The 15439-nt window shown below is 71.5% G+C and carries 14 protein-coding genes; 6 read left to right on the forward strand and 8 right to left on the reverse strand.

Translation table 11 applies throughout. The features are described from left to right. The 3 genes from IPZ69_RS08570 to IPZ69_RS08580 all read right to left on the reverse strand — a co-directional run. Positions 1 to 787, reverse strand: a 787-nt coding sequence (locus tag IPZ69_RS08570) for an alpha/beta hydrolase (protein ID WP_235453413.1), incomplete at its 3' end; no start/stop codon positions are given. Positions 788 to 987: 200 nt separating this feature from the next. Further along, the gene (locus IPZ69_RS08575; RefSeq protein ID WP_235453414.1) at positions 988 to 1581 is read right to left on the reverse strand and encodes a TetR/AcrR family transcriptional regulator; all 594 of its coding nucleotides are present in this window, start codon (positions 1579 to 1581) and stop codon (positions 988 to 990) included. A 79-nt stretch (positions 1582 to 1660) separates the two neighbouring features. After that, positions 1661 to 3691 carry a SpoIIE family protein phosphatase gene (locus tag IPZ69_RS08580; RefSeq protein WP_235453510.1) on the reverse strand — a complete coding sequence of 677 codons (2031 nt, stop codon included), beginning with the start codon at positions 3689 to 3691 and terminating at the stop codon, positions 1661 to 1663. Positions 3692 to 4136: 445 nt separating this feature from the next. Between IPZ69_RS08580 and IPZ69_RS08585 the strand changes: the two genes are divergently transcribed. Further along, positions 4137 to 4649, forward strand: a complete 513-nt coding sequence (locus IPZ69_RS08585) for a hypothetical protein (protein WP_235453415.1) — start codon at positions 4137 to 4139, stop codon at positions 4647 to 4649. A gap of 58 nt (positions 4650 to 4707) precedes the next feature. On the opposite strand, the gene IPZ69_RS08590 is transcribed toward IPZ69_RS08585, so the two are convergent. Further along, positions 4708 to 5664: a LysR family transcriptional regulator gene (locus tag IPZ69_RS08590; RefSeq protein ID WP_235453416.1), complete on the reverse strand. Its 957-nt coding sequence runs from the start codon at positions 5662 to 5664 to the stop codon at positions 4708 to 4710. 111 nt (positions 5665 to 5775) lie between these two features. On the opposite strand from IPZ69_RS08590, the gene IPZ69_RS08595 reads away from it, so the two are divergent. The 3 genes from IPZ69_RS08595 to IPZ69_RS08605 all read left to right on the forward strand — a co-directional run bounded on the left by IPZ69_RS08595 (position 5776) and on the right by IPZ69_RS08605 (position 9379). After that, entirely contained in the window at positions 5776 to 6819 is a 1044-nt protein-coding gene (locus tag IPZ69_RS08595) for a zinc-dependent alcohol dehydrogenase family protein (RefSeq protein ID WP_235453417.1), read from the forward strand. Positions 6820 to 6870: 51 nt separating this feature from the next. Beyond that, positions 6871 to 7554, forward strand: a complete 684-nt coding sequence (locus IPZ69_RS08600; RefSeq protein WP_235453418.1) for an NAD(P)H-binding protein — start codon at positions 6871 to 6873, stop codon at positions 7552 to 7554. A gap of 646 nt (positions 7555 to 8200) precedes the next feature. Then, positions 8201 to 9379 (forward strand): hypothetical protein, encoded by a 1179-nt coding sequence (locus IPZ69_RS08605; protein WP_235453419.1) that lies wholly within the window; start codon positions 8201 to 8203, stop codon positions 9377 to 9379. A 12-nt stretch (positions 9380 to 9391) separates the two neighbouring features. On the opposite strand, the gene IPZ69_RS08610 is transcribed toward IPZ69_RS08605, so the two are convergent. Then, complete coding sequence (locus IPZ69_RS08610; RefSeq protein ID WP_235453420.1) at positions 9392 to 10855, reverse strand: RICIN domain-containing protein; 1464 nt, start codon at positions 10853 to 10855, stop codon at positions 9392 to 9394. A gap of 320 nt (positions 10856 to 11175) precedes the next feature. On the opposite strand from IPZ69_RS08610, the gene IPZ69_RS08615 reads away from it, so the two are divergent. Next, entirely contained in the window at positions 11176 to 14031 is a 2856-nt protein-coding gene (locus IPZ69_RS08615; RefSeq protein WP_268834381.1) for an AAA family ATPase, read from the forward strand. A 41-nt stretch (positions 14032 to 14072) separates the two neighbouring features. Here IPZ69_RS08615 and IPZ69_RS08620 read toward each other — a convergent pair whose 3' ends face one another. From IPZ69_RS08620 to IPZ69_RS08630, 3 genes are read right to left on the reverse strand one after another with little or no spacing between them, the layout of a single operon-like run. Further along, a complete protein-coding gene (locus tag IPZ69_RS08620; protein ID WP_235453421.1) occupies positions 14073 to 14354 on the reverse strand; it encodes a putative quinol monooxygenase in 282 nt (93 codons plus the stop codon). Next, positions 14354 to 14815 (reverse strand): SRPBCC domain-containing protein, encoded by a 462-nt coding sequence (locus IPZ69_RS08625; RefSeq protein WP_235453422.1) that lies wholly within the window; start codon positions 14813 to 14815, stop codon positions 14354 to 14356. The genes IPZ69_RS08620 and IPZ69_RS08625 overlap by 1 nt, the downstream gene beginning before the upstream one ends. Beyond that, positions 14812 to 15129: an ArsR/SmtB family transcription factor gene (locus IPZ69_RS08630; protein WP_235453423.1), complete on the reverse strand. Its 318-nt coding sequence runs from the start codon at positions 15127 to 15129 to the stop codon at positions 14812 to 14814. Before IPZ69_RS08630 ends, IPZ69_RS08625 begins: the two co-directional genes overlap by 4 nt. Before the next feature lie 95 nt (positions 15130 to 15224). On the opposite strand from IPZ69_RS08630, the gene IPZ69_RS08635 reads away from it, so the two are divergent. After that, a complete protein-coding gene (locus IPZ69_RS08635; protein WP_235453424.1) occupies positions 15225 to 15425 on the forward strand; it encodes a hypothetical protein in 201 nt (66 codons plus the stop codon). The last annotated feature ends 14 nt before the right edge of the window (positions 15426 to 15439 follow it).

The raw sequence follows: 15439 nt of genomic DNA on the forward strand, positions 1-15439 counted from the left end.
CGTAGTCGGCGACCTCCTCCCAGCCGTCCTGGCCCACGATGTAGTGGGAGCGGCCGGGAAACTCCCGGTAGGCGGTGACGGCCGTGGACCTGCGGTACAGGCGGACATTCGCCTTGTTCACCTTCGGCGGGACGATCCGGTCGGCTCCGCCGGCGACGAACAGCAGGGGCGCGCGGTCGTTGTTGCGGAAGTCGACGCGGGTGATCGCGCGGGGGTTGAAGTTGGCGAAGGCGCCCTGGAAGAGGACGCGTGCCGAACCCGGGACGTGGTGGCGGTCGTAGACCGCCTGCGACGCGGTGCTGTCCAGGGTGTTGGTGAAGGCGTAGTGGAACTGACGCGGGGTCAACCCCACCGCCTTGTTCCTGTTGGCCGGGTTGCGCAGTACCGGCCACGCCGATCGGAGTGTGGACAGCGGCAGCGGCAGTACGCCCTTGACCGGGGCCGAGTCGATGGCCACGCCCGCTGAGCCCAGGCCCCGGTCCAGCAGCATCTGCACGATCGCGCCGCCGAAGGAATGGCCCATGAGGATCGGGGGCTCGTCCAGGTCGCGGATGAACCGCTCGTAGTGGTCGACGATCTCGCTCAGCCCGACGCCCGCGATCGGGCTCGGGTCCCGCTGGAGCTGTTCGACGTCGCCGTCCACCCCGGGCCAGGCGGGTGCGAACACCCGGTGGCCGGCCGCGGTGTAGCGGTCGATCCACTGCTCCCAGCTGCGCGGAGTCATCCACAGGCCATGGATGAGAACGATGGTGCCGGTGCCGGGCTGCGGCCTCGTTGAAGGGGTCACGGTTCCTCAATCGAGATAGAACGTTCTGTCTACTTGGACGCTAGAGGCGCTTTGGTTGGCCTGTCAACAGAGGGAAGGAACGTTCTGTACGTGCAGACGTATGTCACACGCCGATGCCGGCGCGGCGCTCACCGGCACGCGAGCGGATGGAGTGCGTCGAACCCCGAGGACGACCGGGGAGGCAGCGGTCCGTGCCCAGGTCAGCGGGCTGCGGCCAGCAGTACCTCGGTGCCGCGGGCCAGAGTGTTGCGAGCGGCCTCGGGGTCGCCGAGGTAGCCGGCCACCATGGCGCCGTCACGCAGGGCGACCGCGATGTCCGCGGCCTGCTCGGGGTCGGGATGGCCTTCGGCGCCGAACGCGTCGACGAGGGTCTGGCGGAACCACGCCCGATGGGTGAGGACGGCCTGATGGACCGGGCTGTCCGGGTCGGGGTATTCCGCGGCGGCGTTGATGAAGGGGCAGCCGCGGAACCCCGGGCTGCACACCTCCTGGCCGATGCCCTCCACGAGCAGAGTGAGCAGACCGTGGGAATCGGCGGCCTGCCGGGCGCCGGCCGCGACGCCCGCCCTGATGGCGTTGTCCCTGCCGGTGAGGTATGCGGTGACCAGGTCTTCCTTGCCGGGGAAATGCCGGTAGAAGGTCGCACGGGTCACCTGCGCCTCGGCGATCACCTTGTCGACGCCCACGGCGCGGATGCCCTCGCCGTAGAACAACCGCTCCGCCGTGGCCAGCAGGCGGTCACGCGCCTCGGACGGCCGCGCGGGGTCATTCAGGGCGGAGGGTGTTGCAGGCATGCCTTGAGCATACAGAACGGTCGGTCCACCTCGAAGAAGGTCAGCCCTACGCCGTCGTCGGGCCATCCGGCTTCCCCCGTCACTGTGAGGGTTCGGGTTCCTGGGCGGACGCCAGTGGCTGGGCGCGGGCGACGAGGAGGGCGACGTCGTCGTGGCCGTCAGGGTGCTGGAGCTTGTGGAGGAGTTGGTCGCAGGTCTCCTCCGGGCTGCGGTGCGGGGGTGACAGGAGGCGCAGGAGGTCGGCCAGGCGCTCGTCGATGGGGTCGTTGCGGGTTTCGACCAGTCCGTCGGTGTAGAGGATCAGCTGATCACCGGGCTTCAGGCTGAGTGCGGTGGTCTGGAAGGGGACGCCGCCGACCCCCAAGGGCGTGCCGGTGGGCAGGTCCAGGAGTTCCGGTGGACTGTCGGCCCGTACCAGCACCGGGGGCAGGTGGCCGGCGCAGGCCACCTGCAGCTGGGCGCGGTGCGGGTCGTAGATCGCGTACACGCAGGTGGCGATGTAGGGGTCCAGACCCCGAGTGATCCTGTCGAGGTGGGTGAGGATGCGTGCGGGGTCGAGGTCCAGGTCGGCGAGGGTGGAAGTGGCGGTCCGCAGGCGGCCCATGGTGGTGGCGGCAGGGATCCCGCTGCCCATCACGTCGCCCACCGCCAGGGCGGTCCGGTCGGCGTCGAGGGGGATGACGTCGTACCAGTCGCCGCCGACCTTGCTGAAGGCCTGCGCGGGCCGGTAGCGGGTGGCGACCTCAAGGCCCGGACGGCGGGGCGAGGGCTGTGGCAGCAGACTGCGCTGGAGGGCTTCGGCGGCGCTGCGGATGTGCTGGTGCAGGACGGCGTTGTCGATGCTCAGCGCGGCGGTCGCGGCGAGTTCGCAGGCGAGGGTCAGGTCGTCCTCGTCGAACGGCAGGGGGTTGCGGGCGCGGGCCTGGCCCATGACGCCGATGACTTGTCCGCGGGCGATGAGGGGCACTGCCATGGCGGTGTGGACACCGGCCTGCTCAAGCAGGGCGGCGGCGTCGGAGTCGGCGGCGACGCGGGTGAGGTCGCCGCGCTCCAGGTGAGTGATCATCAGGGGGCGACGGGAGCGGATGCAGTGGGCCGCCGGGTGGTCGCCGTGGTACGTGGTCAGGCTGCCGGGTGGAATGAGCGCTTGAGCGGCGTCGGTGGGGTACGCGGTCTGCACTGCCAGGGCGCGGAACAGCGGCGGGTCCTCGCCGATGTCCGTGCGGCCGGTGCGCAGGACGGAGTCCAGAAGGTCCACCGCGACCATGTCGGCCAGGTCGGGCACGAGCACGTCGGCCAGTTCCTGCGCCGTTCGCTCCACCTCCAGGGTGGTGCCGATACGGGCCGAGCCGTTGGCCACCAGGCGTAGGCGCCGCTGGGCCCGGTCGGCCTTTCTGGCTGCCTCGTAGCGATCGGTCACGTCCACCACGACGTTGGCGATGCCGAGCACGTGCCCGTGGTGGTCCTCCAGCCGGTACAGCGACACGGCCCAGGCGTGGTCGTGCTCCGGGTCGGCGATCGTACGGCCCACCGCCTGCCGGTCCACGACGGGGACGCCGGATGCCAGGACCTCGCGCATCGCTGCTTCCGCACTCGTGAACGGCGCACCGGGCAGGATCTCGCCGAAACGCCGGCCGATGTGGTCGGCCTCGCTGATGCCGTGCATCGCGGCGAGGGCCGGATTGACCGCCACGTACCGCAGGTCGGTGTCCAGGACGGACAGTCCGATGGGGGCCTGGGCGACCAGCCGGGTCGACAGGGCCAGACTGCGCTCCACCTGCCGCACGGTGGAACGGTCGATGGCCAGCCCCAGGGCGTAGTGGTCGCCGATGTTGTCCGTGAGTCGCATGTTGCGGAACTCGACCATTCGGGTCCTGCCGTCCTTGTGCCGGATCGGGAACGCGCCCGCCCAGCCCCGGCCCGTCTCCATCACCTCGGCGAACAGCCCGATCGCGGCCTCCCGGTGCTCGGGGTGCAGGAGCAGCGGCGCCACGTACTGACCGACCGCCTCGTCGCAGGCATAGCCGAACAGCGCCTCGGCCGCAGGGCTCCACATGTCGATCCGGCCGTCGGCCTCCACGAGCACCGCGGCCACACCCAGCAGATCCATCAACCCGCTCGGGTCCGACGCCCGGTCCTGCGGACGTTCCTCCCCGTAGGTCACGAACACTCCTCCCTCTCAGGCCGCCGGCGCGGCATCGAGGTACAACCACCGGGTACCCGGCCTCACGACGACCATGGCGCGGGCCGCGGGCGGCCTCGCCGGCTCACGTCGTCGTGCCACGACAGGGCGATCGATCAGACGGCGCTGTCGAGCGGGCGGGCGGCGCGGCGTCACGTTTCTTGGTTCTGGCGTCGGACGAGACCCGTGCGATCCGGCCCCGGCTCCGGCACCCGCATGCCGTGACGTTGCGTGACGTGACGTGAATCATTCCGCTTTCCGGATGAGCTGCCTACGCTGGTACGTCACGAGCGGGGCAACGCGGCTCCGCGAAACAGCTCGCGGAACCGATCAGCCGGACACAGGCGAGCACGCTCCAGAGGGACCGATCGCCGTGCCCCACACGCTGACACCTGTCATAGCCGCCTCCACTCGCTGGCTCCTGGCCGCCTACCCCGCGCCCACGGGTGCGCTCAGCCACGCGCTGGCCGAGGCCCAGGCCCGGCAGGCCGCGACACTCGCCGCCGTCCTGCGCTACCCCACACCCCTGGATGTGGAGCTGCTTCATCTGCTCGCACCGAGCGGGTCCCACCGGCTGGACTGGCTCGTCGGCAGTGCCCCGTACCCCGAGGACGCCGACTGGCGGACCTGGGTCGACGAAACCGTGGTCAGCTGGGCGGCCTGCTTCCTGGCCGACCCCGCCCTTGCCGCCCGCGCCCACCAGGCCCTCACCGCAACCGAGCACCACGCCGAAGTCGGCAGTCCGCGGCGGCTCATCGATCCCGGCGACCGGGACACCGAAGCCGCCGCCTTGCTCCGCCACCCCGACCTGCTGAAAAGCGTCGCCGACCTGCACCGGCCCCAGCTTGAGGAGCTGCTGAACGCCAACAGCGCGGGGCTGCGATGACGCCTCTACGGTGGCGGCTACGGTGGCGACGGAGCCGGGGCTGAGTGTCGGCAGACGGTCATCCATCGGCACTGCTGTCAGCCGCGCTGGCCGCGATGCCGTCGTCTCGGATGCTTGCGGTCAGGGTCCGCAGCGCTCTGAGACAGGCGGCGATCGGGGGTTCCCGCGTCGCGTTGGGCCGGGCGGCGATCTCGATCGTGCGGGCGAGCGTGTCGTCGGCGACCGGTCGCGTCGTGACCGTGGGCGGTACGTGGGCGGCTGCCATGCGGGGGAGGAGGACAGGGTGGCCACCGCTTGCGGCCAGGGCGATCATGGCGGTGAAGTCGGAGCAGGTATGCCGTATCCGCGGGGTGAATCCCGCCGCCCGGCAGGCCTGAAGGACGGCTGCCCCGCATGCGGTGTGCGCGGGGGCGGTGATCCACGGCGCCTGCGCGAGCTCTCGCAGCTCGACGGGAGATCCGTCCGCGCGAGCCGCTGCGTGGTCGCGTGGCAGTACGGCGACCAGCGGGTCGACGTGCAGGACGCGGGTCTCGACGCCCGGGGGCGGGGGCGTGGCCAGATTCGTGTAGCGGTAGATCAGTGCGAGGTCGGCACGGCGCTGAAGCAGCAGACGCCCGGCGGGTTCGGGTTCGGCTTCGGTGATGTGCAGCCGCAGACCTGGGTGAGCGCGTTCCAGTGCGTTGCTGAGGGGAGCGGCCAGCGGGGCGAGGGCGCTGGGGAAGCAGGCGAGGTGCAGGGGCCCGGCGGGTTCTTCGGTACCGCTGTGCAGGCGACTCTGTGCCTGTTCGAGAGCGGCGAGGACGCGCTCGGTGTCCTCCGCCAGTCGGTGCGCGGCGGCGGTGAGGTGGATGGAACGGCCTGTGCGTTCCAGCAGGCGGGTGCGGGTCTCCTCTTCCAGGAGCCGTAGCTGCTGCGAGACGGCGGAGGGCGTGACGCCGTGCAGTTCGGCCACGGCGGTCACCGTGCCGTGGGAGGCCAGATCGCGCAGGAGGACGAGGCGTCGAACATCGAGCATTAGCTCATCTTAAAAGACGGCTGTAGGTGATGTAGCTGGACGGGAGGGGCCCGCGGCAGGGAGGCTGAGCAGCCCCCACCGCCCGCGTCCAGCAGTGTCAGGAGCTCTTTCGTGCGCGCCACCGTGATCCACGGCCCAAACGACATCCGGATCGAGGAGGTCCCCGATCCCCGAATACAGCACCCCACCGACGCGGTGGTGCGCGTGATCAACGCCTGTATCTGCGGCAGTGATCTCTGGGCCTACCGCGGCGTTGCCTCGCGCGTGCCCGGGCAGCGCATCGGCCATGAGTTCCTCGGGATCGTCGAGGAGACCGGCTCCGCGATCACCGGCTTCGCGCCCGGCGATTTCGTGGTCGCGCCCTTCGTCTGGTCCGACGGTACGTGCGACTACTGCCGGGAGGGCCTGCAGACCTCGTGTCCGCACGGCGGGTTCTGGGGTGAGGTCGGCTCAGACGGCGGCCAGGGCGAGGCCGTCCGCGTGCCGTACGCCGACGGGACTCTGGTGCAGCTGCCCAAGGACGCGGCCACCGACACCAAGCTGCTTCCGGGCCTGCTGGCGCTCTCCGACGTGATGAGCACCGGACACCACGCCGCCGTTTCCGCCGGAGTCCGGCCCGGGGCCACCGTCGCCGTTGTGGGCGACGGCGCGGTCGGCCTGTGCGGCGTGCTCGCCGCCCGCCGCCTTGGCGCCGGCCGGATCATCGCGCTCGGCCGCCACGAGGCCCGCACGGCCATCGCCCGCTCGTTCGGGGCCACCGACGTGGTCGCCGAACGCGGCCAGGCGGCGATCGAGGCGGTCAGGGAACTGACCGGCGGCCAGGGCGCACACGCCGTCCTGGAAGCCGTCGGCACCGAAGAGTCGATGCGTACCGCGATCTCCATCGCCCGCGACGGCGGCGCGGTCGGCTATGTCGGCGTCCCGCACGGCGGCAGCGCCGGCGTGGAGATCAGCCAGATGTTCGATCGCAACATCACGCTCGCCGGTGGCGTCGCCCCGGCCCGCGCCTACATCCCCGAGCTGCTCACCGACGTGCTCGCGGGCGTCATCGACCCGGGACCGGTCTTCGACCGCACCGTCGACCTGGAGGGCGTGCCGGACGGCTACCGCGCGATGGACGACCGATCGGCGCTGAAGGTTCGCATCACCTTCTGAACAGCCCCGAGGACCGAACAGCCAGGACCGAACAGCTCCAAGGAGAAGCCTGTGAGGATCGTCATCGTCGGCGGGCACGGCCAGATCGCTCGACGCCTGGGCCGACTGCTCACCGCCCGGGGCGACAGCGTCGCCGGCCTCATCCGTAACCCGGCCCACAGCGACGACCTGCTGGCCGACGGCATACAGCCGATCGTCTGCGACCTGGAGGCGGCAGCACACGACGACGTCGTCGCGGCCTTGTCCGGGGCGGACGCCGTGGTCTTCGCGGCCGGTGCCGGGCCCGGCAGCGGCGCCGCCCGCAAGCACACCGTCGACCATCGAGCCGCCGTCCTGGTGACCGAGGCCGCCGTGCGCGCCGGGATCCGGCGGTACGTGATGGTCTCCACCCGGGGCGCGGGCAGCCCGACTCCCGCCCACGCCGACGAGGTCTGGGCGGCCTACGTGCGCGCCAAGACCGCCGCCGACGAGCACCTCATGGCGCAGGACCTCGACTGGACCGTCCTGCGCCCGGCGGCCCTCACCAACGAGCCCGGCGCCGGCCTGGTGCGCCTCACCGCGGAGCGGAGCGTCGGGGAGATCACCCGGGACGACGTCGCCCAAGTGCTGCTCGCCCTCCTCGACACGCCCGCCAGCGCGGGACTCGTCCTGGAACTCGCCGCGGGACCCGACCCCGCCGTCGAAGCCGTGGCACGCGCGGCGAGCGCCCGCACAGGCGAGGTGGCCGACGCCTGATGGGTCCGCTCGGCGACGGCGGCCTGGGCGAGACCCCCTCAGGGCCGGTCGACTTACGACTCCGAGCCAAGTCGGCGGGAGAGGGCGCGGTGGGCCAAGGCGAGCCCGCCCACGAACCGGCCGAGCATCCCGTCCACCCGCAGCGGGCGCGCCGCGCTCACCTCGTAGCGGACAGCATCGACGGTGCGCGCTTGCGGGGCGTCGGCCTGGGTTCCGAACGCCTGCCGCGCCCGTACCCGCGCCCGCAGAACGCCCCCCTTCCCGCCGAAGTCGACGCCGCGGACGCCAAAGGGCTACGTGACCGACGCCGCCTACGGCACCAACGCACCCTGCGGGCCGCCCTGTCCGACCGCAGGATCGACCACGTGCCGGCCGTCCGCGCGGATCGCCCCTTCACGGCCCGCCTCCTCCGCCGCCGACACGAAGGCCTGTACCACCCCGAACTCCGAGCCAGGGTCACACATTTGTTCGGCGTGCCGCTCCGTTGTGCACTACGGTCTTGCCCGACGGCCTGCCACTCAGGCGCCCCTCGCCACGCGTGCCCCACGCGGAGCGCCACGGAGTCCCGAATCGACCGTTCGCGTCCTCGCACTGCAGCTCGGATTCCCGGGCGTTCCGCACGAGACAGAACCAGAGGAAGGCACTTGTGAGCAATCAGCATCCCTCGACCCACCGACGTCCGAGGCGCGCCCCGTCCCGGACAAAGGTCCTGCTGGTCGCGCTCCCCGTGGTGGCGGCCACTGCCGGCGGGGCCTATGCGTTCAGCGCGTTCGGCAGCGAGGCTCCCAGCGGCAAGCAGCGCACGGTCGCCGCCGGCGCGGAGTCCACGCCCACCCTCGTACCCTCGACGGCCAAGCCCTCGGCGAAGCCGAGCACCGGCCCGTCCACGGCCGAGCCGCAAGCGACCAGGTCTGCCGCGAGCAAGCCCAAGAGCGCCGCCACGCCGCAGGTGAGCAACGGCGGTTGCGCGGTCGCGCCCGCCGACAGCATCTGGCGCAAGAAGGTGAACTCCCTTCCGGTGCACCCGAAGTCCAGCGCGTACGTGAGGAGCATCGGCGCGAGCAGCCACGTCCACCCGGACTTCGGCTCCGGTGAATGGGACGGCAAGCCCTTCGGTATCCCGATCACCGAGCTGAAGCCGGGCCAGGCCCCGGTGTCGGTCTCCTTCGACTACGCCGACGAGAGCGACAAGGGCCCGTACCCGATCCCGCCGAACGCCAGGATCGAGGGCGGCCCGCGGGGCGACGGTGACCGGCACGTCATCGCGTGGGACAAGTCGGCCTGCAAGGTGTACGAGCTCTACGACGCCCACCGTCGGAGCAACCGTCACTGGACCGCCCAGTCCGGAGCCATCTTCAACCTGCGGTCCGACGAGCTCCGTCCGCAGGGCTGGACGTCGGCGGACGCCGCAGGCCTGCCGATCCTTCCCGGCCTGGCCCGTTACGACGAGGCCGGTACCGGCACGATCAACCACGCCCTGCGCATCACCGTGCCGCGCAGCCAGAGCGCGCACCTGTGGCCGGCCCGTCACGACGCGTCGGACAGCTCCAACAGGTCCCTGCCGCCCATGGGGCTCCGGCTGCGCCTCAAGGCGAGCACGAACATCTCCGGCCTGCCGCCGCAGGCCCGCGCGGTGGCCCAGGCCCTCAAGACGTACGGCGCGATCGTCGCCGACAACGGCTCGGCCTGGTACATCAGCGGTACGCAGGACGCCCGGTGGAACAACGAGCAGCTGAACGCGCTGAAGAACCTCCGCGGTTCGGACTTCGAGGCCGTCGACGTCTCGCGACTCCAGACCTCCCCGAACTCAGGAGCCGCGCGCTAGGCGAGAGTTGTCTCAGGGGTGGACGATCTGCCAGTCCGGTTCCGTCGGGTTGACGATCTGCCACCTCTGGGCCTCGCCGTCCGCACATTCGTGAATCACGAGACGGGCGGGATCGCCGCTCCCGCTGCCGGCCATGTCCAGACACGCGCTGTTGCTGGAGTAGTTGCGGATCCAGTAGGTGTCCCTGTCCTGCGCGTCGAGCCACCACAGCTGGTTGTCGCCGGTGGTGCCGTTGCAGCCGTACGTGGACAGTGCGGTGCCGGCGGGCTTGGCGCCCAACCCCGGCAGGTCGATGCACTGTCTGCCCCTGACCTGACGGATCTGGAACAGGGCGGAGCCACCCGGCCCCATGGTCGGGTTCACCACCTCCAGGTTCCAGCGTTCGTTGTCCTCGGTGCTCGGATTGCAGATGGACGCGTTGGCCGGACCGCCCCGCTGACCCGGGTCGTGGCCCGGGGTGTCGGCGCACTTCCTGACGGCCCTGAGTCTCAGCAGGACGTTGCTCACCGACCGCTGCTCGGGTTTCTTCTTGGCCGTCGGGGGCTTCGCGCCCCCTCCGCCGCCCGAACCCTTCGGAGCCTGTGACGCCTTCGGTTCGGCAGCCGGGTCCGGGGCCGAGGAGGGCACCGCGGCCTCGCTCGGAGCTGTGGCCGCGCTCGGCGCGGCACGCTCGCTCGGACCGGGCTGCGGGAGCGTGCTCGCGGCGGCTTCCTTGAGCTGCTCCGCGGCGGAGCTGCGGACTTGGGGTTTGTACGCGATCCAGAGCATCACGAACGCGATGGTGAGAGCCAGGAGAACGCCGAGTGCGGTGGCGAGCCAGCCGGGCAGGAACCCGCGCTGGATGTACCTGCCGTCGACCTCCAGCGGCGCCACCCCCGACCGTTGCACGGCCAGCTTGTACGGTCGCTGTTGCTTCGCGCCGAACCAGATGATCTCGCGTGGCTTGAGCGTGGTGTTCACGAACGCGGCGCGGCCCGGCTTGATCTGCACGTTGCTCGGAAGGATGTCGTACGACAGCTCGTCGCCGTTGTCGCTGCCACTGACGGACGCCGTGAGCGTGGTGTTGCCGATGTTGTCGATGGCGAGCCTGGGACGTGCGCGGAAGCGGCCCTTGACGGTGGGCGGCACCAACTCCGCGCGTACCTCGCTGAACGGCGTGATGGTGAGGTTGCCCTCGGGAACGGCGACCGCCTCGGGATGCTCGGTCGGCGTGACGCGCACGGCGTACGGGTTCGGGCCGGCTGTCGCGTCGGGCGTACGGGGCGGCGCGAACGTCAGCTCCACCGCCCCCGTGGTCCCCGGATACAGCCGGAGCACGGCCGGTTCCACGGTGGTCCACGGTGCGATGTCGCCGACCGGCTCGATGCGGTACTCGTCGACCACATCAGCGGTGTTGCGCAACCGCAGCCGAACGGTGGTACTGCCACCCGGATCCACGGTCGCGGAGGCAGGTTCCAGAGAAGTCCAAAGGCTCACGCGACGAAGCTACGACGACGCCCTCCTGCCGGTCAGGGCCCCTGGGGCAGGCTTCCCTGCCCGAACGGGTACGGTCCGCGACCGCGTCGGTGTGCGGACGGCCAGGAGTCCCGGCGCGTGGACCACGACCCAATCCGCCGCCCCGGATGCGCCGTTCCCCTGTCTATGTGCCCCCATGTCCACGTACCACCCGCCTTACGGATCCATGACGTACAGACGCGCATCGCCTTTCCGTACCGGTGATACGCCGACAATCGTGTCGAACCACGAGACGCACGACAGGGCCGACCACGGCACAACCACGACAGCAGGAGGCAGTCTTGTCCGGACCGGGACCGATCCACGAGCGTCAGGAGGCCGTGGCGATGGTCGCCGCCGAGGCCGAGCGCGCCCGGTCCGGCTCCGGTGGCCTGGTGCTGCTGAAGGGGGCCACCGGCACCGGCCGCACCGCGCTCTTGGAGGCGGTCGCCGACGACGCCGCGGCGCACGGCATGCGGGTGCTGCGGGTCCGGTGCACTCCCGAGCCTCTCGCGCCGTTGACCGCCGTATGCCAACTCCTCGGCGACAGGCTGGAGTTGGCGTACCCCGTCCTCGGATCACCGGACGACGCCGCGGCCGACTTCGCCTTCCACCGCGACCGTGCCGCACGGCTGTGGCGCGCACTGCTGAAATGGACGTCCGAGGCCCCACTGTTCATGGCGGTGGACGACGTCCACCTCGCGGACAAACCCTCGCGCGGCTGGCTCATCGAGGCAGCCCGGCTGGCGGAACGCCTGCCGGTGCTGCTGGCGGCGACCGAGCGCAGCCAGTACGACGTCGAGCCGCCCGCGTCCGGCCTGGCCCACGCGCTCTCGCCCGGCCTCGTCCGCACCCACACCTTGACCCCGCTCAGCCCGCACGCGGCGGCGGAACTGGTCCGTTCGGTCGTCGGCGCGGCGCCTGCCCAGGCATGGGTCGACGACGTCGTACGTGCCGGCGCGGGCAATCCGTTGCTCCTGAAGGCCCTGCTGGACGATCTGCGCGCACAGGCCCCAGGCCGCACCGGCACCATGACCGTGCCGGACACCTGCGCCGCGCTGTATCCGGGCGCCTACCCGGCCGCCATCTCCTGGTGGCTGGACTGCGCGGGGACCGGCACGGCCGAGGTCGCCCGCGCGTTCGCCGTCGTCAACGGCGGGCGGGACGGCGACGGCGACCACCACCGGGACACCCACGACGACGGTGACGCAGGCCTGCTCGCCGACATGACGGGCACCGATCCCACCCGGGTACACGGCTGGCTCACCGCGATGACCCGTCTCGGGCTGCTGCGCCCAGGCCCGGACGGCCGCCCCCGCTACGCCCATCCGCTACTGCGGGACGCCGTACTGGGCGGCTGGTCCGGTGCCCGGAAGGGCGCCGCCCACGCCAGGGCGGCAGAGGTGATGCTGCGCCGCGGCGAGAGCACCGAGGCCGTGGCCGGACAGCTGCTGCGGGCGCCCGCGCCCAGCGGGGCATGGGCCGTCGACATCCTGCTGGACGCCGCGGCCCGCGCGGTCACGGAGAGCCGTACCGACGACGCCGTCGCCTTCCTGCGCCGCGCGCTGGACGAAGCGTTGACACCGGCCCGCCGGGCGGCGGTCCTCACCGAACTGGGCTCCCTGGAATTCGCCGCCGTCGGGTCGGCGGCCGGCATACCCCGGCTCACCGAGGCCGTACGGCTGGCGGACACGCCCAGGGACCGGGTGCGTTCGGCGATGGCGCTCGGTACGGCGCTGGCCGGACGAGGCGAGCAGCGGGCAGCCGTGGCCGTACTGGACTCCCTGGACGCACAGTTGACGGGCCATCAGGACCTGACCCGCACGCTGCGGACCGCCTCGGTGCTGCTGTCGGACCACGACCAGGCCGCACGGCGCGAGGCGTACGGGCGGCTGCGCGACATGGCCGCGCGCTCGCCCCATCTGGTCGGCACGGCCGGGCTGGCGTTGCTGGTGCGGTACGAGTCGCAAGCCGGTCTGCTCTCGGCCCAGGCGGCGATGGAACGCATCCGGGCCCTGCTGCACGAACCCGCGGACCCACTCGCGGAGCCGATTCTGCTCGGCGCGGCCGCCGCCGTCGCCCAGTGGGCCGACGAACTGGACGAGGCCGCGCGCCTGGTCGAACGGGGCCTGGCCGGGCAGCGCACCTCGCTGCTGCACCCCATGCACGCGGCCCTGCTGAACGTACGGGGGGACATCGCCGCCGCACGCGGCGGCTACGCCGAACTGCTTGCCGAGCCCGACATACGGCAGGCCATCGAGGCGCCCGACGACCGGCGCCCCCCGACGAACACACATGCCCTCGCCGTCGTCGCACTGGTCGAGACGGGCCGTACGCGAGAGGCCGCGACGCTCGTGGACCGCTGCGACCCGCGCGACGCGCCCGACTCCTTGGAGCCGTCCCCCTTCCTCTACGCACGCGGCCATCTGCGCGCCGCGTGCGGCGATCCGGCCGGCGCGCTCGACGACTTCCTGGAGTGCGGGCGGCGCCAGTCGGCACGGGATGTGGTCAGTCCGGTGGTCACTCCCTGGCGGACCGCCGCAGCCGAATGCCGACTGGCCCTTGGCCGGCCGGACGAGGCCCTTGCCCTGGCCCAGGAGGAGCTACGGCTGGCCACGGTCTGGAACACGCCACGGCTGCTGGGGCGTGGCCTGCGCGTCCTGGGCACGGCGACCGGCGGTCTGCGCGGCCTGGAACTGGCCGAGCAGGCCGTACGACTGCTGCGGGACACGCCGGCCGAGACGGAACTGATCCTGGCGCTGACCGCTCAGGGGCGGCAGTTCGCCGCCGCCGGAGAGCGGACCAGGGCCCGCGATCCGCTGCGGGAAGCCGCCGAGCGCGCCGAACGCCTCGGTGCGGTCCGTCTTCGGTCCGTGGCCGAACAGGTTCTGCGGGAGAGCGGCGCCCGCCGCACCGCGAAGCCGTACACCGGACCGGCCGCGCTGACCGACAGCGAGCGCCGCATCGCCGAACTCGCCGCGGGCGGCCGGACGAACGCCGAGATCGGTGAACTCCTGCACCTCGCCCGACGTACCGTCGAGACCCACCTGACCAACGTCTACCGCAAGCTCAGCATCCGCCGCCGCGCGGAACTCCCCACGGCCCTGGACCGACTTCCGGCCGACGGGATATTAGGTGCGTGCCGTTGTGCTCAGTGACGCGGTGGCCCAACAGACCTCCCGGTGCGTGTGGTTGTGGGTCAGGGCTTGGTGAGGTGGAAGACGTCCGGCGGTTGCCGGCACCACTCGTCGAAGGGGTCGCCGGCGACGGCTTGGAAGATCTGGCCGGCGGAGGCTTCGAAGGCTTCCTGCGATTCCCAGAGGGCGAGGCCGACGAGGCGGTCGCTGCGCTGATCGCGCCAGGCACCGATCTGGATCAGGCCGGGGGCGCCCTGGGCGGCGTCGTCGACGCGGTGCATGGAGGCGAGCAGGTCGTCGGCGTGCTCGGGTTTGGGGTGGTGGACGGCAAGGTGCACGAACATCAGCGTGCCCCCGCCTTCTCGGCGTAGAGGCCCAGGAGTTCGGCCCAGCCGTGGCTGTAGCCCTCGGCCATGCCGGTACCCGCGGAGGGGACACGGTCCCAGCCGCCATGCTCCACGGTCACCCGAGTGCCTCCCTCGATGCTCTCGAAGCGGACCTCGACGTCGGTGGTGGCGGATGCGTCCCAGTCGCCCTGCCGCCAGGTGAACACCAGCCGCTGACCGGGCTCCCAGACCAGCACCCGGCCGATCTCGAAGCCCTCGCCGGAATCAAGATCGTGGACTTCGACAAGGCGGCCGCCGACCCGCGGCTCGAAGCGCAGTTCCTGCGCCTTGTCGGGCTCGTTCCAGTAGCGGGTGCCGCGCTTCCACCACCTACCGATGTCGGCGGTGAACACGTCGAAGGCCGTGGCCGGGTCGCAGGCCACCTCGACGGTGGCGGTGGCCGTTGCGGGCGTACTCATGGGGCGGTTCCTTTGTTCATGCGCTCGGCGTGCTCCTTGAACGCACCGAGCTGATCGGTCCAGAACGCCTGCACCTGGTCCAGCCAGGCCTGCAGGCCAATGAATGGTTCGTGCCGCAGCTGATAGACCCGGACCCGGGCGTCGTTCTCCAGGCCGTGCTCGACGACCAGCCCACTGCGCCGCAGTACCCGCAGGTGCCGGCTTATCGCCGGGGCGCTCACCTCGAACGCGGCCACCAGCTCACCGGCCCGCTGCGGCCGCTGACGCAGCAGCTCCACGATCCGCCGCCGAGTCGGGTCTGCCAGAGCCGTCAACGTCGCATCGATATCATTAACCATGCTGTTAATAATTAACAGCCGGTGCACACATGTCAATCGCCGGTGCCGAACGGCACGGGGAGGGGGTGTCAGTGGACGTCGATCACGATCTTGCCTCGGGCGGTGCCCCGGGCCACACCATTCCCGAGGGTGCCGACCGGGCGGTCGCGACCGAGGCGCAGGCGCAGGAACTCATCAGCGCCCGCTTCCCCGTGTCCCGTTACTGCACCTTCCTGGGGCGGCCGGCGGTAGCTAAGCGCGAGTCAATGCTACGTAAAGTGATCATATGTTAAAGGTTACCGATGAG

Origin of the sequence: Streptomyces olivochromogenes, assembly GCF_021538895.1 — a bacterium.
GTDB lineage: Bacteria > Actinomycetota > Actinomycetes > Streptomycetales > Streptomycetaceae > Streptomyces > Streptomyces olivochromogenes_A.

Bases quoted from the DNA above. Each gene is read 5' to 3' on its own strand.
- IPZ69_RS08575 (WP_235453414.1), bottom strand. From the start codon at position 1,581: ATGCCTGCAACACCCTCCGCCCTGAATGACCCCGCGCGGCCGTCCGAG.
- IPZ69_RS08580 (WP_235453510.1), bottom strand. From the start codon at position 3,691: ATGGATCTGCTGGGTGTGGCCGCGGTGCTCGTGGAGGCCGACGGCCGG.
- IPZ69_RS08590 (WP_235453416.1), bottom strand. From the start codon at position 5,664: ATGCTCGATGTTCGACGCCTCGTCCTCCTGCGCGATCTGGCCTCCCAC.
- IPZ69_RS08620 (WP_235453421.1), bottom strand. From the start codon at position 14,354: ATGTTCGTGCACCTTGCCGTCCACCACCCCAAACCCGAGCACGCCGAC.
- IPZ69_RS08625 (WP_235453422.1), bottom strand. From the start codon at position 14,815: ATGAGTACGCCCGCAACGGCCACCGCCACCGTCGAGGTGGCCTGCGAC.